This window comes from Novispirillum itersonii subsp. itersonii ATCC 12639, assembly GCF_000381985.1.
GTDB lineage: Bacteria > Pseudomonadota > Alphaproteobacteria > Rhodospirillales > Rhodospirillaceae > Novispirillum > Novispirillum itersonii.
This window is the reverse complement of sequence record NZ_KB907341.1, coordinates 1-23,917: the sequence shown is the minus strand read 5'-3', so window position 1 is coordinate 23,917 and position 23,917 is coordinate 1. Positions and strand designations below refer to the sequence as shown.

22 protein-coding genes are annotated in these 23,917 nt (G+C 61.8%); 11 read left to right on the top strand and 11 right to left on the bottom strand.

Annotated features, from left to right (window positions below; all coding sequences use genetic code 11):
• Nucleotides 1-11 precede the first annotated feature (11 nt).
• The 3 genes from G365_RS0108870 to G365_RS0108860 form a co-directional block, all read right to left on the bottom strand.
• Nucleotides 12-641 (bottom strand): TetR/AcrR family transcriptional regulator, encoded by a 630-nt coding sequence (locus G365_RS0108870; RefSeq protein WP_019645165.1) that lies wholly within the window; start codon nucleotides 639-641, stop codon nucleotides 12-14.
• Nucleotides 642-765: 124 nt separating this feature from the next.
• Entirely contained in the window at nucleotides 766-2,016 is a 1,251-nt protein-coding gene (locus tag G365_RS0108865; RefSeq protein ID WP_019645164.1) for an MFS transporter, read from the bottom strand.
• 56 nt (nucleotides 2,017-2,072) lie between these two features.
• Nucleotides 2,073-2,588, bottom strand: a complete 516-nt coding sequence (locus G365_RS0108860) for an Atu1372/SO_1960 family protein (RefSeq protein ID WP_019645163.1) — start codon at nucleotides 2,586-2,588, stop codon at nucleotides 2,073-2,075.
• Nucleotides 2,589-2,811: 223 nt separating this feature from the next.
• Here G365_RS0108860 and G365_RS0108855 point away from each other — a divergent pair, with 223 nt between their 5' ends.
• Both G365_RS0108855 and G365_RS0108850 read left to right on the top strand, forming a co-directional pair.
• Complete coding sequence (locus G365_RS0108855) at nucleotides 2,812-3,285, top strand: VOC family protein (RefSeq protein ID WP_019645162.1); 474 nt, start codon at nucleotides 2,812-2,814, stop codon at nucleotides 3,283-3,285.
• Entirely contained in the window at nucleotides 3,282-4,202 is a 921-nt protein-coding gene (locus tag G365_RS0108850) for a glycine betaine ABC transporter substrate-binding protein (RefSeq protein WP_019645161.1), read from the top strand. The genes G365_RS0108855 and G365_RS0108850 overlap by 4 nt, the downstream gene beginning before the upstream one ends.
• 70 nt (nucleotides 4,203-4,272) lie before the next feature.
• Here the strand turns inward: G365_RS0108850 and bioA are convergent, their stop codons facing one another.
• Together bioA and G365_RS0108840 are read right to left on the bottom strand one after the other, a co-directional pair.
• On the bottom strand, nucleotides 4,273-5,625 hold the full coding sequence (gene bioA / locus G365_RS20890; RefSeq protein WP_019645160.1) for an adenosylmethionine--8-amino-7-oxononanoate transaminase: 1,353 nt from the start codon (nucleotides 5,623-5,625) through the stop codon (nucleotides 4,273-4,275).
• Between the two features lie 40 nt (nucleotides 5,626-5,665).
• On the bottom strand, nucleotides 5,666-6,811 hold the full coding sequence (locus tag G365_RS0108840; RefSeq protein WP_019645159.1) for an NAD(P)/FAD-dependent oxidoreductase: 1,146 nt from the start codon (nucleotides 6,809-6,811) through the stop codon (nucleotides 5,666-5,668).
• A gap of 219 nt (nucleotides 6,812-7,030) precedes the next feature.
• Between G365_RS0108840 and guaA the strand changes: the two genes are divergently transcribed.
• Entirely contained in the window at nucleotides 7,031-8,584 is a 1,554-nt protein-coding gene (gene guaA / locus G365_RS0108835; protein WP_019645158.1) for a glutamine-hydrolyzing GMP synthase, read from the top strand.
• Nucleotides 8,585-8,685: 101 nt separating this feature from the next.
• On the opposite strand, the gene G365_RS0108830 is transcribed toward guaA, so the two are convergent.
• Nucleotides 8,686-9,900, bottom strand: coding sequence for an MFS transporter (locus G365_RS0108830; protein WP_019645157.1), 1,215 nt, complete (start codon nucleotides 9,898-9,900; stop codon nucleotides 8,686-8,688).
• Nucleotides 9,901-10,126: 226 nt separating this feature from the next.
• Here G365_RS0108830 and G365_RS0108825 point away from each other — a divergent pair, with 226 nt between their 5' ends.
• Entirely contained in the window at nucleotides 10,127-10,819 is a 693-nt protein-coding gene (locus G365_RS0108825; RefSeq protein WP_019645156.1) for a GNAT family N-acetyltransferase, read from the top strand.
• Between the two features lie 2 nt (nucleotides 10,820-10,821).
• Here G365_RS0108825 and G365_RS0108820 read toward each other — a convergent pair whose 3' ends face one another.
• Nucleotides 10,822-11,109, bottom strand: coding sequence for a hypothetical protein (locus G365_RS0108820; protein WP_155976201.1), 288 nt, complete (start codon nucleotides 11,107-11,109; stop codon nucleotides 10,822-10,824).
• A 233-nt stretch (nucleotides 11,110-11,342) separates the two neighbouring features.
• Here G365_RS0108820 and G365_RS22855 point away from each other — a divergent pair, with 233 nt between their 5' ends.
• From G365_RS22855 to G365_RS0108800, 4 genes are all read left to right on the top strand, one after another.
• The gene (locus G365_RS22855; protein ID WP_019645154.1) at nucleotides 11,343-14,012 is read left to right on the top strand and encodes a PAS-domain containing protein; all 2,670 of its coding nucleotides are present in this window, start codon (nucleotides 11,343-11,345) and stop codon (nucleotides 14,010-14,012) included.
• Nucleotides 14,013-14,056: 44 nt separating this feature from the next.
• Complete coding sequence (locus G365_RS20880) at nucleotides 14,057-15,664, top strand: DUF3369 domain-containing protein (protein ID WP_019645153.1); 1,608 nt, start codon at nucleotides 14,057-14,059, stop codon at nucleotides 15,662-15,664.
• A 97-nt stretch (nucleotides 15,665-15,761) separates the two neighbouring features.
• On the top strand, nucleotides 15,762-17,015 hold the full coding sequence (locus G365_RS0108805; protein ID WP_019645152.1) for an SLC13 family permease: 1,254 nt from the start codon (nucleotides 15,762-15,764) through the stop codon (nucleotides 17,013-17,015).
• Between the two features lie 104 nt (nucleotides 17,016-17,119).
• Nucleotides 17,120-18,058, top strand: a complete 939-nt coding sequence (locus G365_RS0108800) for an LOG family protein (protein WP_019645151.1) — start codon at nucleotides 17,120-17,122, stop codon at nucleotides 18,056-18,058.
• An 80-nt stretch (nucleotides 18,059-18,138) separates the two neighbouring features.
• Here G365_RS0108800 and G365_RS0108795 read toward each other — a convergent pair whose 3' ends face one another.
• The 4 genes from G365_RS0108795 to G365_RS0108780 form a co-directional block, all read right to left on the bottom strand.
• Nucleotides 18,139-18,684: a hypothetical protein gene (locus G365_RS0108795; RefSeq protein WP_019645150.1), complete on the bottom strand. Its 546-nt coding sequence runs from the start codon at nucleotides 18,682-18,684 to the stop codon at nucleotides 18,139-18,141.
• A gap of 369 nt (nucleotides 18,685-19,053) precedes the next feature.
• Complete coding sequence (locus tag G365_RS0108790) at nucleotides 19,054-19,614, bottom strand: response regulator (RefSeq protein WP_019645149.1); 561 nt, start codon at nucleotides 19,612-19,614, stop codon at nucleotides 19,054-19,056.
• A gap of 266 nt (nucleotides 19,615-19,880) precedes the next feature.
• Nucleotides 19,881-20,369 carry a response regulator gene (locus G365_RS0108785; RefSeq protein WP_019645148.1) on the bottom strand — a complete coding sequence of 163 codons (489 nt, stop codon included), beginning with the start codon at nucleotides 20,367-20,369 and terminating at the stop codon, nucleotides 19,881-19,883.
• Nucleotides 20,370-20,513: 144 nt separating this feature from the next.
• Nucleotides 20,514-21,905 (bottom strand): SLC13 family permease, encoded by a 1,392-nt coding sequence (locus G365_RS0108780; protein ID WP_019645147.1) that lies wholly within the window; start codon nucleotides 21,903-21,905, stop codon nucleotides 20,514-20,516.
• 213 nt (nucleotides 21,906-22,118) lie between these two features.
• On the opposite strand from G365_RS0108780, the gene G365_RS0108775 reads away from it, so the two are divergent.
• The 3 genes from G365_RS0108775 (at nucleotide 22,119) to G365_RS0108765 (ending at nucleotide 23,810) form a co-directional block, all read left to right on the top strand.
• Nucleotides 22,119-22,550: a MerR family transcriptional regulator gene (locus G365_RS0108775; RefSeq protein WP_019645146.1), complete on the top strand. Its 432-nt coding sequence runs from the start codon at nucleotides 22,119-22,121 to the stop codon at nucleotides 22,548-22,550.
• An 88-nt stretch (nucleotides 22,551-22,638) separates the two neighbouring features.
• On the top strand, nucleotides 22,639-23,220 hold the full coding sequence (locus G365_RS0108770; RefSeq protein WP_019645145.1) for a helix-turn-helix domain-containing protein: 582 nt from the start codon (nucleotides 22,639-22,641) through the stop codon (nucleotides 23,218-23,220).
• A gap of 29 nt (nucleotides 23,221-23,249) precedes the next feature.
• Nucleotides 23,250-23,810 (top strand): GNAT family N-acetyltransferase, encoded by a 561-nt coding sequence (locus G365_RS0108765; RefSeq protein WP_019645144.1) that lies wholly within the window; start codon nucleotides 23,250-23,252, stop codon nucleotides 23,808-23,810.
• Nucleotides 23,811-23,917 lie beyond the last annotated feature (107 nt).

The window sequence follows — 23,917 nt, the reverse complement described above, 5'->3', positions numbered from 1 at the left end:
GTGCGTCGCGGTCAGCTGACAGGCAGACCGCTTAACAGCATGGCGATGCGGGCCCGGATGATGTCATCAAGAAAATCCGGAACATCAAGCTGATAAATCCAGCGCCTGAACCCCATATAGAAAAAGCTGGAATGGAAACCCCAGAACAGTTCCATTTCCAGCGCGGTTGGGGCTGGGGGCAGGTCTCTGGCGGTTCGCAGCTCGGTCAGGATCGGGCGGAAGATCCGCTCTTGCAGCAGGCTGATATAGCGTTTGTTCAGCGTCGGATCTTCCAGCGCGGCAAAGACAAACAGCCGGATCCAGTCATTTCGCAGAATGGTCTGGGTATAGTCTTTCAGGTATATGAACAGCCTTTGTTCAAGCGGCTGCGCGGTATCGCTGATCCATGTTTCCCACAATGGGTTCCAGCTGCTGAAAAACCGTTCTTCGAAGACCCGGTTGATCAGGGCTTCCTTCGAGGGAAAATAGCGGAACAGCAGCGGCTGGGTGATGCCGATATGGGTCGCCAGATCCCGGGTGCTGACGGAAAACCCCTGTTCGGAAAAACATTCTGCTGCCCGGGCGACAATCTGGGCCTCTCTCTCATGGGCGGACAGGTGGCGGGCGCGGGGGCGCCGGGCGGGGGGGGCAGTGTCTTGCATGGGCCTGACGCGAAAAAGGATTTGGAGCAAGAGAATACCTTATCCCGCGCAGAGAAGAGACAGTCAAAAAAGCAGGCCCGGGATAGCCGGGCCTGTCAGGGGTCTTGCAATGGCAGGGCGGGTGTCAGCCCTGCTCTTCGGGGGCCGGGCGGGGCAGGGCCTGTGGGCTGTATCCGCCGGTCAGAGACTGGCGCAGCCACAGCAGGGAGAACACCACCGTCAGTGCAGCCGGTAAAATGGCAATAGACATCAGGGCGGTGGCGGCATCGTTGGTGTCGATGATCCGCCCGATTACCGGCAGGCTGAGCATAACGGACAACATGCCGGCGCCGCCCATCAGGTTCACCAGCAGGGCACCGCCTTTAGGGAACAGTTCGCTGGTGACTGCCAGCATGGTCGGCCAGAAGAAGGTTTTTCCAACTCCAAAAACGGTTGCGCCCAACAGAGCCAGCAGTGTGACCGTACTGCCGCTGCCACTGATTGAGCCGAGAATCACCAGCCCGCCCATCGACAGGAGGGCGCTGCCCGACAGGATTGCGAAGGGAGAGACACGGCGGAGGGCCGATGCGGCAAACTGTCGCAGCAGAAACATGATCCCGGCGGTATACGCCAGAAACAGAATGGCGTTTTGCCCCAGCGAAGGGACCAGATCAGCCATGATTTTCGAGAACCACTGATCGGGCCCCAGCTCGGTGGCGGCAGTCAGCCACATCAGGACGAACAGCAGGAGAAACATCGGCTGGGTCAGCTGGCGATACATCTCCCCGGCGCGCACATTGGCCGTCACCCGTTCTGTCTTTGGGTAAGCCTGTGTGATGGAGAGCGCCAGATACAGCAGGGCGGGTACGGTCACTGTCGCCAGCTTGACCCGCCAGGAGGCGTCAAACTGCCCGAGCAGCCATGCAACCACCCCGCCGAAGATCAGCCCGGCGGGCCACCATGCATGCAGGCGGTTGAACATGCGGCGTTTGTCGTGGCTGTAAAGGGTTGCGACCAGAGGATTGGTCACACCTTCGACCACCCCTTGAGAAACACCGGTCAGCAGGAAGCCGGTGTAGAGAAGGGCTGTACCGGATGCGGCGTTGTCGACGGTATTGGCCGGGGCCGACAGGATCAGCGCAATCCCACCAAGATAGCCGACGCCGGACAGTACATGCAGGGTCTTCATACCAACCAGGTCGACCAGCATGGCGCAGACAATGATGCCGAGGGTAAATCCCCAGAACACCGAGCTCATGGTCAGGCCGATCATTTCGTTGGACAGCAGATATTCATGGCTGACCGGCCCGAGAATGTCAGCGCGGATAGAGAAAATCATCGACGTGACCAGCATCGACAGACAGCTGGTGACGAACAGGCGGGTGGGGTGGATCATCGCGGTCGGTCTCCCGCAAGCAAGGGAAGGGGCGGCGGAGTCTGGTGATCGGTCCATCATCGGGCCTGCTCCGGGGCAACCTGGGCATACATATAAACCAGACAGAAGGCATCGCGGGGCATCACCGGATTGGTCCAGATCATCCGGGTATGCCGTCCACGATCCCCGAACATCTCGACCAGAATGTCAGAGGCACCGTTCAGGGCCTGCGGATGATCGAAACAGCCTTCGGCAACGTTCAGCACCCCTTCGACCCGATAAATGCGGCGCAGGCGGGAGAAGTCTCCGCCAAGGGCATCGTGCAGCTGTGCCACAGCATTCAGGGTAGCAAGGCGGCAGGCGTCATAGCCCTGCTCAACCGTGACTTCGGCACCAAGGCGGCCGGTATACCTCATGTCTCCCGAGATCCAGGGGAACTGCCCGGATGTCATGAAGGTTTCCCCGACGATGGACCAGGATTCGTAGTTGCCAAGCGGTCGGGCTGCGGGGGGCAGAGACAGACCAAGCGCTGTCAGCCGGTCAAGGGCCGGGCACGCCGGAGAAGCGGGGGTGTGAATGGCGGCAGTTGTCATTTTCAGGGGTCCTCCCGTGGACGATTTCGTTTATGGGGAAATTAATTATCAAATGATAAAAATAAGCAACCCTCTTTTGACGGGTCTGACGGTCGGTTGCCCATCTGCCTTCTCTAATGTGCGTTATCTTCAGAAAAATATGGGATGTACGAAAAATTTCTTGCTGTGGAAGAGGGACTCGGTAACTTTAAAAATTATCAAATGATAAATATTGAGGTCTATCATGACGGTTTTGGCGCTTGATCACTTCACGATCAGAACCGCCCGGGTGGCGGAGACAGTGACCTTCTTTCGCGATGTCGTGCGCCTTGAGGCAGGCTGGCGGCCCGGCTTCCGGTTTCCCGGGGAGTGGCTCTACGCGGCGGGAAAGCCCCTGCTGCACATCGTTTCACTCAGTGATGACGACACAGAGCTGCATGCCTATCTGGGGGAAAAGGGGGGCTGTGACGGTGGCGGATGCATCGATCATGTGTCCTTACGCTGTCAGTCTCTGAGTGACATGCAGCAGCATCTGCTTGCCGTGGGGCAGGCGTTCCGGGAGCGGCTGGTGCCGGAAGCCGGGGAGCATCAGCTTTTCCTTGAGGATCCCAATGGTGTGACCATCGAGATGATCTTCCCCTTCTCTGCGGACAATGCGGTGGTCGGGGCTGAAATGGACCGCCTGGCCATGCGGCAGGATGGGGAGGGAGCGCCATGATGACCACGCGCAGAAGGTTTCTTGGTGGGCTGGGGACTGCGGTTGCCGGTGTAGCGGCCGGGGTGGGGACTGCACCCTCTGCCGTAGCGCAGTCGCGCCGGACTGTCCGGCTTGGGGTCACGGACCTCAGCTTTCACCGGGCGACGGCGGCGGCGGTGACGCTGGTGCTGCAACGGATGGGGTTTACGGTTGAGCGCCGCTATGCCCTGCATGAAGCCAATTTCGAAGCGCTGCGGGCCGGGGAGGTTGGCATGGTGGCTTCAGCCTGGATTCCGTTCAGCCACGGGGTTTACAAAGCCCTGGTAGAAGAGGTGGTGCCGACCCGCGAACTTGGGCTGCATTACGAGCCGTATGCCCTGTGGGGAGTGCCGGACTATGTGCCGGAGGATGCCGTTTCTGCCGTGCCGGATCTTCTCAAGCCTGATGTCCGACAGAAAATGACCCCTCTGATACAAGGGATCGGCCCCGGGGCGGGCATCACCCGGTTCTCGCAGCGGATGATGCAGGATTATGGCCTGAGTGCCGCCGGATATACCTTCCAGACCGGAACGCAGCGGGACTGCTTTGATGCCTTCGAGGCTGCGGTGCGGGAGCGGCGCTGGGTGGTGGTGCCGCTGTGGCACCCGCAATATCTGCACAACCGCTATGTCATCCGCGAACTGGAGGATCCGAAAGGTCTTCTGGGCGGAAAAGACCGGGCCGTCCTGCTGGCGCGGGAAGACATTCTGCAGGGGTTTACCCCGCAGGAGGTGGCGGCGCTGAACGCCATTACCCTGTCTAATGCCATCGTGTCGCGCCTTGATGATCTGATCAACACCGATGGGATGGATCCGGATGCGGGGTTCCGCCACTGGCTGGGCGAGGCGGCCAGCCAGCCACTGCGGGCCGCGTTGGCGGCCCAAGGCGTGACGCTTTAAGAGGGTGCCCTTTAAGGGCCTGTGGCGTGCCGGAAGCAGGCCCTTCCGGCACGCGGCTCTGATCGGATCATCAGAACATATCGCTGGCTGCCGGGCGTTGCGGGGCGGGAGACAGGCTGTTCAGCGCCCGCTCCAGCCCGTCCCCGGCACGGTCAAGCTGGGCATCGGTCACGCAGTAAGGCGGCAGCAGATAGACGCTGTTCCCCAGCGGGCGGATCAGCAGGTTGTCACGGGTAAAGCTTTCCCGCAGGGCCGGAGCGACGGAGGAGGTGTACCCGCCATCCCCGGTTTCCACGTCGAAGGCAGCAATGGTGCCGGTGACCCGGAACCGGCGGACCAGCGGGTGCCCGGCCAGCCGGTCGGCCAGAACGGTACGGTGATGGGTTTCGATTCTGGCGCGGGCAGCGGTACAGGCGGGATCCAGCAGCAGATCAAGCGAGGCCAGCGCCGCCGCACAGCCCAGCGGATTGGCGGTAAAAGAATGGCCGTGCAGAAAGGCCCGGTCCAGCCGCTCGTCGCGGAACGCATCGTACACCGCGTCAGTGGTGACGGTGGCGGCCATCGGCAGGAACCCGCCGCTCAGGCCCTTGGACAGGCAGATGAAATCCGGGGTCACTGCGGCCTTCAGGCAGGCAAACAGGTCACCCATACGGCCAAAGCCGGTCATCACCTCATCGAAAATCACCAGAATGCCGTGGGCACGCAGGCGCTCCACCACCCCGCGCAGGAACTGCGGGCGGTGCATCCGCATGCCGCAGGCCCCCTGCACCAGCGGCTCGATGATTGCCGCCAGTGTCTGGCTGCCATGTTGATCAAGGTGGGCCTCAAGCGCGTTCAGGGCTTCGGCTTCCCGTTGACCGACCGCCTCATCGTCTATCCATGTTGCGGCTACCGGCAACACATCGACGGGAAACAGCATCTCCTTCCACGCTTCGAAAAAGCGCGAGGAAACCCCGGCTGACATCGCCCCGACGGTATCGCCGTGATAGCCGCCGTCGAAGGCCAGATAGCGGGTCCGCTGGGTTTCCCCCCGGTTGCGGGCGTACTGCAGGGCCATCTTCATCGAGACTTCAACAGCGGTGGAGCCGTTGTCGGAGAAGAACACCTTGGTCAGCGCATCCGGCAGCAGGCCGCACAGGCGGCTGGCCAGCGTCACCGCCGGTTGATGGGTAAACCCAGCGAAGATCACCTGCTCCAGCGTTTCTGCCTGCCGGGCGATGGCGGCGGCGATCGCCGGATGGGCATGGCCATGCAGGTTGACCCACCATGAGGAGATCAGGTCAAGGATCTCCCGGCCATCCGCTGTGGTCAGCACCGCCCCTTTCCCGGCGATCACCGGCACCGGCTCAGATGCGGTCATCGCCTGTGTGAACGGGTGCCAGACATGGGCGGCATCGGTGCGGATCAGATCAGCGGGGGTCATGCTCGGGGAAGCCTTGAGGACGGGGAAAAGGGGGGGCAGCTTAGTGTTTTCTCAGTCTGTTGACCATGGTCCGGCGCGGAGCAACTTCCTGCGGGTCGAACGCCTCACGGCTCAGTTCCTCGCGCAGCGGCTTGCCGGTGGCCAGCGCTGATCCCAGCCACGCCATGGCCGGGCAGGTCTGAATCCCATAGCCCCCCTGACCGGCAAACCAGAAAAAGCCGTCGCTGCCGGGGTCAAAGCCGACCACCGGGCTGCGGTCAGGGGCAAAGGTGCGCAGCCCGGCCCACGAGCGGTCAACACGGGTGACTTCCAGCGTGACGGCCTGTTCAAAGCGGTGCAGGCCTTCAGCCAGATCCATGTCATCGACAAAGGCGTCGTGCGGCTCCATCGGCACTTCATCCACCGGGGAGACCAGCAGCTTCCCGGCGTCGGGCTTGAAGTAAAAGCGTTCCATCACGTCGTTGATCATCTGCCAGTGATCGAAGCCGCCAGCCGCCGGGCCGGGCAGAATGGCCCCGGTGCGCCGCAGCGGCTGCAGGCCAATCGGTGTCAGACCGGCCATCTTTGCCACCTCGTCGGACCATGCCCCGGCCGCATTGACGACCAGCGGGGCCACAAAGGTGCCTGCCTTGGTTTCCACCGTCCACAGACCGTCTGCCCCCCGCGACAGAGCGGTGACGGCGGCGTTGCAGCGTACCGTGCTGCCTGCCCGTGTCAGGCGGCGCAGCCAGCACTGATGCAGGCGGGCGACGTCGATATCTTCAGAGTCCGGCTCTTCCAGCACATAGGCGGCAGCTTCAGGCCGCAGGATCGGCACCCGTTTCAGGGCCTCTTCCGTGGTGTGGGGGATCAGATGCGGCGAGGCGGCGTGCAGGGCATCGACCGCAGCTTTATCTTCGGCGCGGCCAATGTACAGATTGCCGCGCGGGCTGAGAAACCCTTCATCGGAGAAGTCCGGCGGCGGCTGACGCAGAAACGTCAGACTGGCACGGTTCAGCTTGCAGATGGTGGCATTGCCGTAAGAGGCAATGAAAATTGCCGCCGACCGCCCGGTGGTGTGGTAGCCCGGCATTTCTTCGGCTTCCAGCACCACCACTTTACGGTCCTGCGCCAGTTCTGCCCCGATGGAGGCACCGGCAATTCCGGCCCCGATAACAATGGCATCCACATGCGACAGAGCGGTCACGGTCCAAACCCCTGCTCAAGTTCCGGTGAAGACAGGATAATTGTATCCAATCCAGCCGCCGACCTTACAGTCTATAAGCGCCTGTGCATAGAGGGGCGAACCGGATGGCTGCCATGAAACCGCCGGGGGAGAGGCGGGCGATTTGTCATAGAGACAGGCGACGAGGTGTTGTAATGTGCCGCCAATCCCGATTCTTACCCCCAGCCGTACGGATCCTCCATGACCGATCGTATCCTCATTGTAGATTTCGGCTCTCAGGTCACTCAGCTTATCGCCCGCCGGGTGCGTGAAGCTGGCGTGTACTGCGAAATCCACCCGTTCAACCGGGTGACTGTTGACAGCATCCGCACTTTCGACCCGAAGGGCGTGATCCTGTCCGGCGGTCCGGCCTCGGTGACCGGGACCGACACCCCGCGCGCGCCGCAGGGCCTGTTCGAGATGGGGTTGCCGGTTCTGGGGATCTGCTACGGCCAGCAGACCATGATGGCCCAGCTGGGCGGTAAGGTCGAAGGATCTGATCACCGCGAGTTCGGCCGTGCCTATGTCGAGGTCTCCGACGCCTGCGCCCTGTTTGAAGGCACCTGGAGCCCCGGCGTGCGCGAGCAGGTGTGGATGAGCCACGGCGACCGCGTCACCGCACTGGCCCCGGGCTTCCGGGTTGTGGCCACCTCTGACGGGGCGCCGTTTGCGGCGGTTGCCGATGACGAGCGTGGGTTCTACGGCGTGCAGTTCCACCCGGAAGTGGTGCACACCCCGCACGGAGCCCAGCTGCTGCGGACCTTTGTGCAGACCATCTGCGGCTGTTCGGGCGACTGGACCATGGCGTCCTTCCGCGAGACCGAAATTGCCAAGATCCGCGCTCAGGTCGGGTCCGGCCGGGTCATCTGCGGCCTGTCCGGCGGCGTTGACAGCTCGGTGGTGGCGGCGATCATTCACGAAGCCATCGGCGACCAGCTGACCTGCGTGTACGTTGACCACGGCCTGATGCGTCAGGGTGAGTCCGAGCAGGTGGTCAAGGTGTTCCGTGACCAGTTCAACATCAATCTGGTGCATGTTGATGCGTCCGATCTGTTCCTCGGCCTGCTGGCCGGGAAGACAGATCCGGAAGAAAAGCGCAAGATCATCGGCAAGACCTTCATCGACGTCTTCGAGGCGGAAGCCAAGAAGATTGGCGGTGCCGAGTTTCTGGCACAGGGTACCCTGTACCCGGACGTGATTGAGTCTGTCTCCTTCACCGGCGGCCCCAGCGTCACCATCAAGTCGCACCACAATGTGGGCGGCCTGCCGGAGCGCATGAACATGAAGCTGGTGGAGCCGCTGCGCGAACTGTTCAAGGACGAAGTCCGGGCGCTGGGCCGCGAACTGGGGCTGCCGGAAGAAATGGTCGGCCGCCATCCGTTCCCGGGGCCGGGTCTGGCGATCCGCATTCCGGGGCAGGAAATCACCCGCGAAAAGCTGGATATCCTGCGCAAGGCCGATGCGATTTATCTGGAAGAAATCCGCAATGCCGGTCTGTATGACGCCATCTGGCAGGCCTTTGCCGTGCTGCTGCCGGTGCGCACCGTCGGCGTGATGGGCGATGGCCGCACCTATGATTACGCGCTGGCAATCCGGGCGGTGACCTCCACCGACGGGATGACCGCCGATTATTACCACTTCGACCACGCCTTCCTGTCGCGGGTGTCCAGCCGGATCATCAACGAGGTCAAGGGCGTCAACCGCGTGGTGTATGATATCACCAGCAAGCCGCCGGGCACGATTGAGTGGGAATAACCGCTTCCCCGGTTTTACCGATCCAGAAAAGGCCCCGGTTTCCGGGGCCTTTTTGCGTCTTCTGTGTCCTTTGGGGGCCGGTATGGGGGGAGGGCCGGTCTCTAACGGCCCCGTTTCCGCCGGTCAGCGAGGGACCACAGATGCACCGCCAGACCGGCTGCGGCCAGTGCCGCCCCGACCAGCCCGGTGGATGACCAGCCATAACCGGCTTTGATGGCCAGCCCGCCCAGCCACGGGCCCAGCGCGTTGGCCGCATTAAAGGCCGAATGATTGAGGGCCGCTGCCATGGTCTGGGCATCGCCTGCCACTTCCATCAGCCGGGTTTGCAGGGCGGCGGCAAGGGCCATCATCGTCCCGACCAGCAGAATGTTCAGCGGGCCGAACACCGGGTGCGCGGCGGTGACCCAATAGGCCGCCATCAGGCAGCCGCCCCAGACCAGCACGATAAAGATGGTCCGTTCCAGCGCTTTGTCAGCAAAACGGGATCCGGCAAGGTTCCCGGTGATCATGCCGACCCCGAACAGGGCCAGAATCACCGGGATCACACTTTCCGGCAGTCCGGCCAGTTCCGTCATGGTGGGTTTGACGTAACTGAAGATCGAAAACACTCCGCCGGATCCGATTGCTCCGATCCCCAGTGTCAGTAACACCTGTTTGCGGCGCAGGGCGCCCAGCTCCCGCAGTGGGCTGGCTGTGCGGCTGGCCGGAATAAACGGAACCCAGCGCCATACCAGAAAGGCGGTCAGCGCCCCGATGGCCCCGACGAGGGCAAAGGCAACCCGCCAGCTCAGCATCTGGCCGATGGCGGCGGCGGCAGGTACCCCGATCAGGGTGGCCACCGTCAGGCCCATCAGCACCATGGCGACGGCCTGTGTCCGCTTTTCCCGCGGGACCAGACCGGCGGCGACAAGGGCCGCAACCCCGAAGTAGGTGCCGTGCGGCAGGCCGGTGACAAAACGCGCGGTCATCATTGACAGTACGCCGGGCGCCACCGAGCTGACCAGATTGCCCAATCCGAAAAACAGCATCAGGGCAATCAGCAGGCGGCGGCGGGGCCAGCGGGCCCCCAGCACCGCCAGCAGCGGGGCCCCGATCACCACTCCCAGCGCGTAAATGCTGATCAGGTGTCCGGCATCGGGGATAGAAATGGCAAGATCCGCCGCAGCATCAGGCAGCAGACCCATAATCACGAATTCACCGGTACCGATGGCAAAACCGCCGACACTCAGGGCCAGCAGGGCCTTACGGACCTGTGACGGGGTCAGAGAATGCGAAATCGTGCCGACGGCATCGCCGCCGTCTGTCGAAGAGGCCATTCAGGGGGAGGTCCTTATGGGAGCAGAAACGATAAAGGGGCCAGCATAGATAGGGAGGTTTGCCGCCGGACGGAATGGTTGAAATCGACGGACAGCAATACCGTTTTTGCAGGTGCCGTCCGCAGGGTGATGTCACTGGTCTGGGCTGACTGCCGAAAACTGGATCTTTTACCGGTCCGCCTTTTCCGGCACGCTGGGCACGATACCTTATCCCGGAGTTTTACCGATGTCCGTTCCGTTGTCTGATCCTGTGCCCCTGACCGACTGGACACCGCGCCCCCGCCCGCAGCGGACGGTGCTGGAGGGACGGACCGTCCGGCTGGAGCCGCTGGACGCGGCCCGCCATGCGGATGGGCTGTATGAACAGTCCGCCGTTGCCGATGCTGAAACCCGGTTTGCCTGGCTGTTCGAAAATCCGCCGACTGACCGTGACAGCTTCCGTCAGTGGGTCGAGGCGGTGGCCCGCAGTGATGATCCCCTGTTTTTTGCGGTGATTGATAAGGCCAGCGGAAAGGTCGCCGGGCGGCAGGCTCTGATGCGGATTGACACCGCGCACGGTGTGATCGAAATCGGCAGTATCTATTGGGGGCCGCTGGTTTCCCGCCGCCCGGCCGCGACCGAGGCGCTGTTCCTGTTTGCGGACTACGCATTCAGCACGTTGGGATACCGGCGTTTTGAGTGGAAATGCAATAACAGCAACGATCCCTCAAAACGGGCCGCCCTGCGGTTCGGGTTTACCTACGAAGGGCTGTTCCGCCAGCATATGGTGGCCAAAGGACAAAACCGGGATACGGCGTGGTTTTCGATTCTCGATGGGGAATGGCCAGCCCTGCGGCAGGCTTATCAGGCATGGCTGTCACCCGATAATTTTGATCTTGATGGCCAGCAGCGTCAGCCACTGTCCGCATTCCGGGGCTGACATCAGCTCCGGGGGCCAAACATCCGCCGTCGTGCCGCTGCTCGGCGGCGGATCAGTCCGCCGATTCCGGTCATCAGCAGACCCAGCAGAAAGATGGCGGCAAGGATCGCGACGGCCTGCATGTCGGCGTTAAAGCCGCAGGCCCCGTCACCGCTGACGGTGTCTGTGGTGTAGCCAGCCATCCGGCACAGTGCGGCGGCGATACGGTCTTCGATATCCGTCAGCAGCACCGCCGCTGCCAGCGCTGCGACTGCCGCCATCACCACCAGTCCCGCCCGGTACAAAAACATGTCTGCGCTCTCCATGCTGACTGACCTGTCAGGTGGCGGCAGGGTGCGCCTCAACTGTGGCGGTAATAGGGCCCCTCTGTCATATCCGCTATGGCGAGAGGCTGCGCATGAAAAGCGCCGGGTATGATCTGAATGGCTCATTGTTGTGCCCACGGGCCTCCGTTAGTCTCGAAGGAAGGGGGAAGGCGTTTTGCGTACATCCGGCCCCGTGGCCCGGACAGGAGAAGAACGGCATGAGGTCTCCCGCCATTTCAGGATCTGCCGGAGCCAGCGTTCTGGGATCGCCCCAATGGCTTGAGGCGCTGTATTCGTCGGCGCCGTTTGCAATCATTACGTGGGATGACCGCTTTCAGGTGATCGGCTGGAATACGCAGGCAGAGCGTATTTTTGGCTATACCGCCCTGGAAATGCTGGGCGAGGGGGCCGACCGGCTGCTGACCCCGGCCTCTGTCGCCAGAGTGGTGCCCCGGGTTTACCGTATTCTCCGGGATGGGGCCTCTTTTACGTCCCAGAATGAGAACGTGACCAAGGATGGCCGGATCATCCTGTGCCGCTGGCACGTGTCGCCGCTGCGCGACAGAGACGGGCAGATCTGCGGGATTGCCTCTTTCTGCGAAGATATTACGGTCCAGCATGAGGCGGCGATGGCAATGGCCCGGTCAGCGGAGCGGAACCGCCTGTTGATGAACGCCATGCAGTATATCCACCGGCATCCGACGATCACGCTGGGGGCGTTGGATCAGGCCTGCCGGTCGCTGACCGAAATCACCGTGACAGCGCTGGAGGTTGACCGGTCGGCGATCTGGATGATGGACGACAGCGGTCAGAATCTCCGCTGCGTTGATGTTTATGAGCCGCACAGTCAGGGCCATTTTGTTGAGCCGCCGCTGCGGATTTCTGATTTTCCCGAGTATTTTGAACGCATCGGGGCCGGTCGGCTGTTTGTGATCGCTGATATGGCGGCGGATGAGCGCCTTTCTGCCCTGCGTGATCATCTGTTCCATGGGCAGACCTATGCATCACAGATGGGGGTGCCGGTCTTCTCAGAAGGGCGGTGCGTTGGTGTGATGGTGGTGTCCACTCTTGAGCCGAAACCGGAGTGGAGCAGTCAGGAGCAGATGTTCGGGGCTTATGTCGGCGATGTGCTCAGCGGTCTGTGGCATAACGACCGTCGGCTGGCGGCGGAGGCATCGCTGCGGGCACTGAACGAATCCCTTGAACAGCAGGTCTTGCAGCGGACGGCGGAGCTGGAGCGGCAACGGGCCCTGCTGGATGTGGTCGTCACCAATATGTCTCAGGGGGTTACTTACATTGATCCCGATCTGAAGGTAGCGTTCCAGAATCAGCCTTACAGCGATATGTTCATGCTTCCTCAGGCTCTGCGCCGCCCCGGTGTGCCGGTTGAAGTCATGATCCGCGCGATGGCTGAAAACGGCCAGTATGGTGATGTTGATATCGATACCGAAGTCACGGCACGGCTGGAATCAATCCGCTCGATGGAGCCACGGCGGTTTCTGCACCGGACCCCTTGTGGCCGGATCATCGAGACCCGGCGGAATCCGCTGCCCCCTGAGATCGGCGGGATTATCTCGACTTATACCGATATGACCGAGATCGTCACCGCGCAGGAACGTCTTGAAGCGGAAAAAATCCGTCTGGAAGAGGTAACGCAGGAGCTGCGTCTCTATTTCACCCTGCTGGATGCGACGTTTAACAATATTTCGCAGGGAATCACCGTCTTTGACCGGGATCTGCGGCTGCGGATGTGCAACCACCGCTTCATAGAGTTTCTGGGCTTCCCGGATGATCTGGTTCAGCCGGGGACCCCTCTGGCGTCGTTGTTCCGCTATAATGCCGAGCGGGGTGAATATGGGCCGGGGGATATTGAGGCGCAGGTCGAGGCCCGTCTGGAGCTGGCCCGTCAGATGACGCCCCATCATTTTGTGCGGAGCCGCCTGGATGGCGGTGTACTGGAAGTTGATGGCCGCCCCCTGCCTGAAAGTATCGGGGGGTTTGTGACCACCTATACCGATGTGACAGAAATTCACCGCTCGCGCTCTGAGCTGGAGGCGGCGAAAAACAAAGCGGAAAAAGCCAGCCGGGCGTTGCAGAACAGTCTGGATGATCTGCGCCGGACGCAGGCTGATCTGGTTGAGGCCGAGAAAATGGCGTCCCTCGGCAGTCTGGTTGCCGGGGTTGCTCACGAGATCAACACTCCGGTCGGGGTTGCGGTGACGGCAGCTTCGCTGATGCAGGATCATCTGAACACTCTGCATGCAGCCTATGAAAGCGGGACACTGGAAGAAAGCGTCTTTGAGACCTTCCTGCGCAATTCGGTGCCGACAGCTGAGATGATCAGCGTCAACCTGCGCCGGGCGTCAGAATTGATTTCCAGCTTCAAGCGGGTGGCGGTGGACCAGAGCAACGGCGAGATCCGGCCGATCCTGCTGCGGGAATATGTCGAGACCGTGCTGTTCAGTCTGCAGCCCCGTCTGCGCCGGACACAGGTGCGGACGGTGACGGACATCCCGGAAGCGGTGATGGTGCGTACCGTGCCGGGCGCCGTCTCGCAGATCCTGTCCAATCTGCTGATCAACGCCATCCTGCATGGCTTTGAGGATGGCAATGTGGCCGGAACGATCCGCATTTCAGCCCGGTCCCTGCCACAGGGGCGGGTCGAGCTGATCGTGCAGGATGATGGTGCGGGAGTCCCGCAGGAGAACCTGCGCCGGATCATGGAGCCGTTTTTCACCACGCGGCGGGGGCAGGGTGGCACCGGCCTCGGGCTGCATATCGTTTATAATCTTGTGACCAGCGTCCTGCGGGGAACCATCCATTACAGCAGCGAACCGGGACAGGGGCTGACCGTGGCGATCCGCTTTCCTTCCCTGCCAATGGCTTGATCCGGCTGGGGTGCAGGGTAACAGACACCAACAAGGGGGGCCTGATGGCTGACGGAAAACTGATGTTCGGGGCGACACCGCGCCGGGTCTCCGGGCTGCCGCCTGCTGCGGCAACTCCTGCGCCTGCCGGGCGGACTGCCCCGGCTGGCGTGATGGCAGGGGATCTGCCGTGGACGGTGCTGATCGTTGATGATGAGCCCGAAGTCCATCGCATAACAGAACTGGCGCTTGCCGGTTTCAGCTTTGCCGGCAGGGGGCTGGAATTCCTGAATGCCCGGTCCGGTGCTGAGGCAAGGCAGTATCTGAGTGACCATGACAGCATCGCCGTTATTCTGCTGGACGTGGTGATGGAACATGAGCATGCGGGGCTGGATCTGGTGCGGTGGATCCGTGAGGATCTCGGCAATACGCAGGTCCGGATCGTGCTGCGGACCGGCCAGCCGGGGCAGGCCCCGGAGCGGGACGTGATCGCATCGTATGATATCAACGACTACAAGGAAAAGACCGAGCTGACGTCGCGGAAGCTGACCACGCTGATGTATTCCTGTCTGCGGGCATGGCGGGACATTAATGCGCTGGAAGCCAACCGGCGTGGGCTGACCCTGATTATCCAGTCCAGTCAGGATCTGTTCCGCCAGCAGTCGATGGAAACATTCACGCTGGGGGCACTGGAACAGCTGGCAGCCCTTCTGCAGAGCAATCGCGGGGCTTTCTTCGGCACCCTTGACGGGGTGGCGCTGCACCGGCCGGGGACTGGCCGGGCGCTGACGTCCATTGCCGGGATCGGACGGTTCAGAAGTGCCGGGGATATTGATCTGGAACAGGTTCTGCCCCCGGCCTTATACCGGATTCTGGAAGAGATGCCGCTGGCGGAAGGGATCCTGCATCACGATACTTCGGTGATGTGTATTTTCCGCAGTTATTCCGGGTCGGTGAATATTCTGTTTCTGGATGGTCTGGAGCATCCGGCCCAGGTGGACAGCGCACTGGTCCAGGTGTTCAGCCGCAATATTGCCATCGCCTTTGATAATCTCGAGATGATCAACACCATCGACGCCACCCAGCGGGAACTGCTGCAGCGGCTGGGGGAGGCGGTCGAAAGCCGGTCGCAGGAAACGGGCAATCATGTGCGCCGGGTGGCGGAGCTGAGCTGGATTCTGGCCCGGGCTGCCGGTCTTGATGTCCGGGCGGCGGATGTGATCCGTCAGGCATCCCCGCTGCATGATGTGGGAAAGATCGGTATCCCCGATGCCATCCTTCATAAGCCGGGCAAGCTGGACCCTGAAGAATGGGAGCAGATGAAATCTCACGTTGAGATCGGCGAGAAGCTGTTGCAGGGCTCAGATCTGCAAGTGATCCGCTGTGCTGCCAGCATTGCCGGTAATCATCATGAACGCTGGGATGGCAAGGGGTATCCCCGGGGACTTGCCGGGGAAGAGATCCCGCTGGAGGCCCGCATCACCTCCATCGCCGATGTCTTTGATGCCCTGTCCAGTGCCCGCTGTTACAAACCGGCCTGGCCGAAGGATGAGGTCTTTGCCTATTTGCAGGCCCAGCGGGGCACCCAGTTTGACCCCCGGCTGATTGACCTGCTGTTTGAGAACACTGACCAGATTGATGAGCTTTATGCTCGGCTGAAGGATCCGACCTGAAGGGGAGAGTAAAGGACGGAGCGTTGATCCTGCTGTTGTTCCGGTCTTCCGTCCTGTATGGAACGGGGGAAGAGGGCCGCAGCAGGAGTATGGAGGAATGTCCGAAGGGCTGTTGATCGTGACGCTGGCGGTTTTTGCGCTGGTGTATCTGGGGATGGCTGTCGGGCGGATTCCGGGGCTGCAGGTTGACCGGACCGGCATCGCGGTACTGGGGGCGATCATACTGGTGGCTGTCGGGGCTGTTGATGGCCCGGCTGCGGTGTCGTCAGTGGATTTCCCGGCTTTGCTGGTTCTGGCGGGTTTGATGGTCGTCTCCGCGCAGGCGGGGGAGGCCGGTCTGTATGACTGGTGTGCGGCCCGGCTGGCGGTGTCGCCGTCGGCTCCACCCCGGCTTCTGGGATTGGTGGTGTTTGTCAGCGGCGGATTGTCCGCGCTGGTGACCAATGACGTGGTGGTGTTTGCCGTGACGCCGCTGCTGTGTGTCGGTCTGTTGCGGCGGGGGCTGGATCCGCGCCCTTTCGTGCTGGCTCTGGCGTTGGCGGCCAATGCGGGATCGGCCCTGACCCCGATCGGCAATCCTCAGAATATCCTGATCGCTCAGGCCGGAGCCCTTCCGTTCTGGCCGTTTGTCCTGTTCTGTCTGCCGGTGGCGCTGGCATCCCTGTTGCTGATCTGGGGGGGAATGGTCTGGCTGTGGCGCGGGCGCTGGAGGCTGGATCAGCCGGGATGTGGTGCCGAGGGGAGTGTTCCGGTCCCAGTTCCGGTGGACCGCCGGGGCGCGGTCAAAACCGCTGCCGCCGCGGTTGGCCTGCTGGTGATGCTGTCGTTGCCGGTGCCGCAGGCGCTGGGCGTAACGGTTGTGGCCGGGGCCCTGCTGATCAGCCGCCGCCTGACCACCCGACGGACGCTGCTGCTGGTTGACTGGCCGTTGCTGGTGCTGTTTGCGGCCCTGTTTATCGTCACCCATGCCGCCCAGATGACCGGGGTGCCATCCCGTGTTCTTGCCTCGCTCGGGGATGTCGGGCTGGATTTGCGCCAGCCATGGGTGCTGACGCTGGTGTCGCTGCTGGGGTCGAATACGATCGGCAATGTTCCGGCAGATATGCTGGTGTTGTCTCTGGTGCCGGACCGTGACCCTCTGTTCCTCCACAGTCTGGCGCTGTTGTCTACGCTGGCCGGTAATCTGCTGATCACCGGCAGTATGGCGAACATCATCGCGGTTGAGGCGGCCGCCCGGCAAGGAGTGAGGATTTCCTTCCTTGACCATGCCCGCAGCGGGGTGCCGCTGACTCTGATCACAGTTTTTCTGGCGGCGCTGCAGATGACGCTGTTTGTGCGTCTGCCGTTATGATGGTGCCTGCAACCCTTTGTGCTTCTTGCATTTTGACGGTTCCCCCCTCATCTTGAACGGAAGGGGCCGGGAGCCCCGTATGGAAATGTCCTGTGGAGGGGCCAATGACCGATCAAAACAGGCGCTACTCGCCTTTCCCCACCTCTGCGGAAGACCGGCGGACCCATGAAGAGCGTCAGGCCCGGAACCCAACGCCGCAGACGGAGTCTGACAGTTACCGGCTGGCATTTGCCGATGTTGATTTTCTGACGATGCGCGATCTGCGTCCGGTCCGGCTGCAGCTGGAAATGCTGAAGCCGGAGCTGCTGCTGCAGGATGAGGGGGTTGTGTCGACTGTCGTTGTTTTCGGCAGCGCCCGCATCCCGGAAGAAGATGTGGCCCGGCAGCGCCTGAAAGAGGCTGAGGATCATGCCGCTGCCAACCCCGATGATGCCGCCGCCCGGCGTGCGGTGACGATTGCCGGACGTATTGTCGCCAACAGCCGTTATTACGCCGTCGCCCGTGATTTTGCCCGCAAAGTCTCTGAGCATAGTCAGGTGCCGGGGCATCGCCGTTATGTGGTCTGTACCGGGGGCGGGCCGGGGATTATGGAGGCTGCTAACCGGGGGGCCGCCGATGTCAACGCTGACAGCATCGGGCTGTCGATTGTACTGCCACATGAGCAGGCCCCGAACGGCTACATCACGCCGAAGCTGAGTTTCAATTTCCACTATTTCGCCGTCCGGAAGATGCACTTCCTGATCCGGGCAGAGGCTTTGGCCTGCTTCCCCGGTGGGTTTGGCACCATGGATGAGCTGTTCGAGGCGCTGACCCTGATCCAGACCGGGAAGATCCAGCGGATTCCGGTGCTGCTGTTTGGGAAAGAGTGGTGGCAGAAGGTGATCAACTTCGAGGCTTTGGTCGAAGAGGGCACCATTTCTCCGGAAGATCTTGAAATCTTCCACTTTGTGGAAACGGCTGAAGAAGGGTGGAAAATCATCACTGATTTCTACAACACCCACCCGCACCCCAACCGTTGGGCCGATCCGGGGATGGGGCCGTAACGGTAGCCTGTTCTGACGTCTGTAAAGGAAAAGGGCCCGGAGTTTTCGGGCCCTTTTCTGTGCTGCCTCAGGGGGCAGGGTCAGTTCAGATCAATCTGACCGATGGTTTTGGTGATGGCGGCGGCCAGACCGCGCAGCATCCGGTCACCGGTGGCACCGCCATCCCCTTCCATCCGTTCGCTGATGATCAGCCGCAGGGAGTCAACATGCACCCGCAGCACTGGCCAGTGGCTGGGGCGGGGCGCATCCTGAACCGCTTCGATAAAGCGGCAGAGGTACTTCCCGACCACGGTCATCAGCACGTAATTAAAGCTGCCGCCCTGACCCTTGATGTCGTGGACAATGGTGAACAGCTCCGTTAGCAGCGGCTTGGCGTCATCTCCGCTGCAGGTTTCAATCTTTTCCAGCAATGCCTGTGCGCGGCGCAGATCGTCCTCGACCCATGTCAGGTACGATGGCGACAGGCTGGCAATCACCTGCTCCGCCTTTTCCAGCATCTCCGGGTTGACCCCGTTGGCGCTGATGCTGACCTTATCACGCAGATTGGTCGGCGGAGTGATCACTTCAGCTTTAACCGGTGGGGTGATGATGGTGGCCGGGGAAGCCACGGGGTCCTGAGTGTCCATAGTTCAGCTCCGTCCAATTCTTGGTGTTCCGGGCAGATTCTTGACCGGGTCAATAGGTCCGTGCGCCGACAGCGTGACCGGGGCGGGCCTCAGCTTCAGTCAGGGGTGAAGCGGGGCCATCGGTTGATCCGGCACGGCAGGTCAGGCAGCACACAAGTGATCCAAGGATTCCATACCCGTGCCTGAAATGCACCAAATTCCTCGGATAAAGCATTCGCACTCCCTGCTTCTGCCCCGTCGCAGCGGTGCAGAAGCCAGAGAGAGGCAGGGATAAGGCAACCTCCGGCCTTTTCGGAAGATGTGTCACTGCGGACAGATCAACCGGGGAACCGGGGAGGGGAGGAGGATAGCCGTGGGGGTGCCGGGGGCTTAGCCTCCGAGCAGGGCCTCAACCTCAGCCTGACTCAGCCCGCCGCCGGTTTCCGGCTGAACGGTATTCTGCAGGTGGGCTTTCCGTCGTTCCGGGCCTTTCCAGTCGATCTGACGGCGGCGGCGGTCCGGGCCGAAGTACAGCCCGGCACGGATAAACGGGCGCGGCTTATCAATGATCGATTTGATGCGGGAATACAGGCCCTTGGCCGAAATCGGCTTAGCAAGAAATTCGTGCACCCCGGCATCTCTGGCTTCAATCACCCGATGCATTTCGGTGTGGCCTGTCAGCATGATGATCGGCACAAACGGGTTGGGACTGTCTTTCCCGGTACGGACCAGACGCACAAAGTCCAGACCATCCAGCGGGGACATGTTCCAGTCGCAGATAATGATATCAGCCGGAAAATGCCGCAGTTCCTTGAAGGCGTCGGCTCCGTCAGCGGCTTCGTGGACGTTCTTTGATCCCAGCGCGTGCAGAATGGTCTTTACCAGTGCCCGCATATGTTTGTTGTCGTCAACAACCAGAAAGTTAAGACGCTCGAGATTATAGCCGCTCATTGCCGTCCTGTTCCGATGGGGTATTACGGCGCGGGGTCCATGGCCCGTGCGGCTGCCGGCGCATACTTTTCGCCCCCCGCGAAAAGGCCCGGCCTTTTCAGGGCCGGGGCAGTGCCGGACGGCCTGTGGCGGTCCGCCCTTCGTCGTCGGGTCCCATCACAAAGCCCCAACACTTGCTATTACTATATCCCACACTGGCGGTCTTCAGAAAGAGGTTTAAAGTCTGCCTGCACAGACCCTGCGTTATCGTGTTCCCCGCTGCCCGCTTATGGGGCCTTGCGGCGTTCCGGTCCTTTCAGGGGGACCTGACGGCGGCGCCGGTCCGGCCCGAAGTATGCGGGGGACCGGACAAACTGCCGGGGGGACTGCAGCGTGGCCTGCAGCCGGGATTGCAGGATTTTGGCCGAGATCGGCTTGGCAATAAATTCATGCACCCCGGCGTCACGGGCATCCAGCACCAGCCGGAGCTCCGTGTATCCCGACAGCATCAGGATCGGCAGATAGCGGTTCGGGCTATCCGGGCTGGTACGGACAAAGCGGGTGAAATCGAGGCCATCCATCGGGGCCATCCGCCAGTCCACCAGCGCGACATCAGCAGGGAAATGGGTCAGGGACTTCAGGCCGTCGGCGCCGTCGGTGGCTTCTTCGATCATCCGGCAGCCCATGGAGCTAAGGACACTGACCAGCAGGCGCCGGAAATGCGGGTTATCATCAACAATCAGAACGCGCGTGGACTGAAGGGAAAAGTCGGACATGCGGAGGAACCCTGTCTGAATGGCCTGTCGGGCGGGCTGATCTATGCCCGGCAGTTCTGCCCCCGCCGCGCCCCCATGCAACGGTGGTGAGAAGACTTTATATCTTAATGGCTTGGTCGCTGATCGGCAACCGCCGCCCGGCCCTTACGGTAAAAGAGCGAGCAGTTTCCACCAGCCGTATGTGGTCGGCCAGATCAATACGACTGTCAGGAGTAACAGCACAAGTGTGTAGCGTGCGGCCGGTTTCATCCGGACGCCACCAAGCTGCATCGCCAGAATCAGCGGCGGCACCTGATATGGCAGCACCACGCTGGAATAGCCGACGGCCTGTGTCATCAGGGTCATGGTCAGGCTTGCCCCGGTGGCGGTCGCCATTGCCTCTGCCATCGGTGTCATGATGGCCGGGGTGCCGGGGACAGTGGCACCCAGGGCAATCACGGTTGTCAGAACCACCTGTGACAGCCATGACAGGGCCGGATGCTCTGCCGACAGCGGCATCAGGGTCAGCAGGGCGTTGCCGAGTCTGTCGCCAACCCCGGAGCTGGACAGGACAGCCCCCAGCCCCATCAGTCCGGCGATATAATACAGCGATCCGTGGCTCATTTTTTCATTAAAGGCAGCCATCGGGACCAGCGGGCGCGGTGGCAGCAGGCAGGCTGCGCCGCCCGCCAGAGAGATCCACGCCGGGCTGATGCCATGCCAGCGGTCGGTCAGCCACAGCAGCAGCGTTACCGACAGCAGCAGGGACAACCGCTTTTCATCAGCGCTCATTGGGCCGGGAGGTTGTTCCTGAGCCCGTCGCGGGGGTTCTTCGGCAAACATCTTCCAGGTAATGCCGACAATCAGCAGGCACTTGAGCAACCCCAGTGTCGGAAAGGCGGCGGTCAACCATGAAAAATAGTCAAAGCTCAGGCCATACAGACGCTCGGCAGCGCCGGTCATGACATTGTTGGGGACTACGGCGGGCAGAATACCAACCGCCGGACCCAGCCCCATCATCCCGGTCATCAGGGCCATGCCGGTGCGGCCCCGGCTTTCCGGACCATAGCCGAGGCGGTCGGCCAGACCCATCACGACGGGCAGCATCAGCATCACCCGCCCCATGCTGGATGGCATGATGAAGGCAAGCACCATGCCGATCCCGGCAATCCCCCAGCACAGAGCCAGCCAGCTGGTGCCGACCCGCCCCACCAGCGCGTGGGCCAGCCGTTCCCCCAGCCCGCTGCGCTTGACCGCCATCCCCATCAGCAGACCGCCGAAGACAAGCCAGAATGCCTTAGAGGTAAAACCGGAAAACACATCTTCTGCCGGGGCTGCCTTCAGCAGGATTGCTGCGGCAAAAAAAGCGATTGCGGCGGCGGCTTCGGGGATGATGCCGGTGGCCCATAGGGTCAGCCCGCCCAGAACCACCGCAGCGGCGTGCCACTCCGTCGGGTTGCCTGCCGGTGTCAGGTGTGGCCACAGGGCCAGCCCTGCCGATATCAGCAAAGAGACAGCAGCAAAGACAGTCAGGGGCCTCAGGGGGCGGTCAGCCATGCGACATGCTCCGGCAGGGCGGGAGAAAGGGGCTCAACAGTACGAAAACGGCGGGGGCGGTCAACCGTTGACCGTCCTCACTGGCGGTAAGGGGCAGGTTGCCGTAACGGAAGTTCTGGACAGGGCTTTACGTTTACGTAAACTAGAACTGACATGAGGGAGTGGCACCACCCTGAGAAGGCCGCTCATCACTTTCTGCAGGAGAGGACAGCCATGAAGACGTCTGCCGGGGTATCCCCCGCGTCTGACCGCTTTAATGCGGCGGGAGAGCGCGAATTCAGCATTTCGGAATTGGCGGCGGAATTCGACGTCACCGCCCGCGCGATCCGGTTTTACGAAGATAAAGGGCTGGTCTCGCCGCGTCGCGACGGGCAGCGCCGGATTTATAGCCCGCGTGACCGGGTGCGGCTGATCCTGATTTTACGCGGGAAGCGGCTTGGATTTTCCCTGCGCGAAATTCAGGAAATCCTTGACCTTTATGATGCTGAACCGGGCGAAGCCGGGCAGCTGCGGCACCTGCTGGGGAAAGTGCAGGAACGGCGGATCAGTCTGGCTCGCCAGCGCGAAGACATCGACAGCATCCTGCATGAGATTGACCGCCTTGAGCAGCAGTGCCTTGAGCGTTTGAAGACGCAGGAAGGCTAATCGGCCCATCTGACCGGGCCTGCTGAGATTTTGCTTTCAAATTCCCAAAAATGAGATAGTTTCTCTTAATTGGGAATTTGAGGCTGCCATGCTGACGTCTGTAAAATATGAAGCGGCCCCCCTTGAGGCTCGTCTGGCCGCCCGCCTGTCGCAGTTGCGGCAGGCGCAGGGCCATTCTCTTGAGACTGTGGCGGAACGCAGCGGGATCAGTCGGGCGACCCTATCGCGTCTGGAGCGGGGCGAAACCAGCCCGACGGCCGGAATGCTGGGGGCCTTGTGTGCTGTGTACCAGACCCCGCTCTCCCGGCTTATTGCCGAGGTTGAGGAAGAAGGGCCGTCGCTGATCCGGGCTTCGGATCAGGTGGTCTGGACCGATCCCGAAACAGGCTTTCGCCGCCGGATGGTTTCGCCTCCTGCTCCCGCGCTGGCGGGGGAGGTCATCGAAGGGGTTTTGCCGCCGGGTGCTGACATCTCTTATCCGCACACTCCGTTGACCGGGCTGGAACATCACCTCTGGCTGCTGGAAGGGGCTCTGACGCTGAATGTGGAGGGGCGCGGGTATGACATGCTGCCGGGGGATTGCCTGCGCTATCGCCTGTTTGGGGGCTCCCGCTTTCTGAGTACCGGACCGGACCCCGCGCGGTATGTCCTGTCCATGGTCCGCCCGTAACGCCTTCACTGCCGGAATAGAGACGAAGAATGACAACACAGAGCCCGCCGGTTGTTCCGGCGGAAACCCTTACGGCTGTCTGGCTGACGGCAGAGGGTCTTGAGGCTGCCCTGATGGACTATGTTGACCTACTGGCGGCCTGTATCGACGGTGGCGCCAGCATCGGGTTCCTTTTGCCTGTGGCCCAGAGCCGGCTGGAGCAGTATTGGCGCGCGGTTGCTGTCGCCGTCGCAGCGGATGAGCGTCGGGTTCTGGGGTTGTGTCTGGATGGGCGTCTGGCCGGTAGTGTGCAGTTGGGGCTGTCGATGCCCCAGAATGGAGCGCATCGGGTTGATCTGGGTAAACTGCTGGTCCATCCGTGGGCCCGGGGAAGGGGGCTGTCACGTCTCTTGATGCAAGCAGCGGAGGGAGAGGCCCGCCGTTTGGGGAGGAGCCTGATTGTTCTGGATACCGAGGAAGGCAGTCTGGCGGAAAGCCTGTATCCCCGGTTTGGATATCAGGAGGCCGGTCGGATCCCTGACTATGCCTGTAATCCCGGGGGAACGCTGCATCCGACGGTCCTGTTCTATAAACGGCTGAAACCGGCCTGAAACCGCAGGGTCCTGAAAAAGAGTCATTTTTCTGAAAAAAGTGTTTGACGGTTCTGCGTGGGGGACCTATAAAGCGCCTCCCGACGACGCGGGCCGCAGCGAAAAGC

Excerpts from the sequence above, each read along its gene's own strand:
- G365_RS0108850 (WP_019645161.1), top strand. The coding sequence starts at position 3,282 with ATGATGACCACGCGCAGAAGGTTTCTTGGTGGGCTGGGGACTGCGGTT.
- G365_RS0108790 (WP_019645149.1), bottom strand. The coding sequence starts at position 19,614 with ATGAGCGGCTATAATCTCGAGCGTCTTAACTTTCTGGTTGTTGACGAC.
- G365_RS20880 (WP_019645153.1), top strand. The coding sequence starts at position 14,057 with ATGGCTGACGGAAAACTGATGTTCGGGGCGACACCGCGCCGGGTCTCC.
- G365_RS0108870 (WP_019645165.1), bottom strand. The coding sequence starts at position 641 with ATGCAAGACACTGCCCCCCCCGCCCGGCGCCCCCGCGCCCGCCACCTG.
- G365_RS0108800 (WP_019645151.1), top strand. The coding sequence starts at position 17,120 with ATGACCGATCAAAACAGGCGCTACTCGCCTTTCCCCACCTCTGCGGAA.
- G365_RS0108770 (WP_019645145.1), top strand. The coding sequence starts at position 22,639 with ATGCTGACGTCTGTAAAATATGAAGCGGCCCCCCTTGAGGCTCGTCTG.
- bioA (WP_019645160.1), bottom strand. The coding sequence starts at position 5,625 with ATGACCCCCGCTGATCTGATCCGCACCGATGCCGCCCATGTCTGGCAC.
- G365_RS0108865 (WP_019645164.1), bottom strand. The coding sequence starts at position 2,016 with ATGATCCACCCCACCCGCCTGTTCGTCACCAGCTGTCTGTCGATGCTG.
- G365_RS0108805 (WP_019645152.1), top strand. The coding sequence starts at position 15,762 with ATGTCCGAAGGGCTGTTGATCGTGACGCTGGCGGTTTTTGCGCTGGTG.
- G365_RS0108780 (WP_019645147.1), bottom strand. The coding sequence starts at position 21,905 with ATGGCTGACCGCCCCCTGAGGCCCCTGACTGTCTTTGCTGCTGTCTCT.
- G365_RS0108825 (WP_019645156.1), top strand. The coding sequence starts at position 10,127 with ATGTCCGTTCCGTTGTCTGATCCTGTGCCCCTGACCGACTGGACACCG.
- G365_RS0108855 (WP_019645162.1), top strand. The coding sequence starts at position 2,812 with ATGACGGTTTTGGCGCTTGATCACTTCACGATCAGAACCGCCCGGGTG.
- G365_RS0108860 (WP_019645163.1), bottom strand. The coding sequence starts at position 2,588 with ATGACAACTGCCGCCATTCACACCCCCGCTTCTCCGGCGTGCCCGGCC.
- G365_RS22855 (WP_019645154.1), top strand. The coding sequence starts at position 11,343 with ATGAGGTCTCCCGCCATTTCAGGATCTGCCGGAGCCAGCGTTCTGGGA.
- G365_RS0108775 (WP_019645146.1), top strand. The coding sequence starts at position 22,119 with ATGAAGACGTCTGCCGGGGTATCCCCCGCGTCTGACCGCTTTAATGCG.
- G365_RS0108785 (WP_019645148.1), bottom strand. The coding sequence starts at position 20,369 with ATGTCCGACTTTTCCCTTCAGTCCACGCGCGTTCTGATTGTTGATGAT.
- G365_RS0108765 (WP_019645144.1), top strand. The coding sequence starts at position 23,250 with ATGACAACACAGAGCCCGCCGGTTGTTCCGGCGGAAACCCTTACGGCT.
- guaA (WP_019645158.1), top strand. The coding sequence starts at position 7,031 with ATGACCGATCGTATCCTCATTGTAGATTTCGGCTCTCAGGTCACTCAG.
- G365_RS0108820 (WP_155976201.1), bottom strand. The coding sequence starts at position 11,109 with ATGTTTTTGTACCGGGCGGGACTGGTGGTGATGGCGGCAGTCGCAGCG.
- G365_RS0108830 (WP_019645157.1), bottom strand. The coding sequence starts at position 9,900 with ATGGCCTCTTCGACAGACGGCGGCGATGCCGTCGGCACGATTTCGCAT.
- G365_RS0108795 (WP_019645150.1), bottom strand. The coding sequence starts at position 18,684 with ATGGACACTCAGGACCCCGTGGCTTCCCCGGCCACCATCATCACCCCA.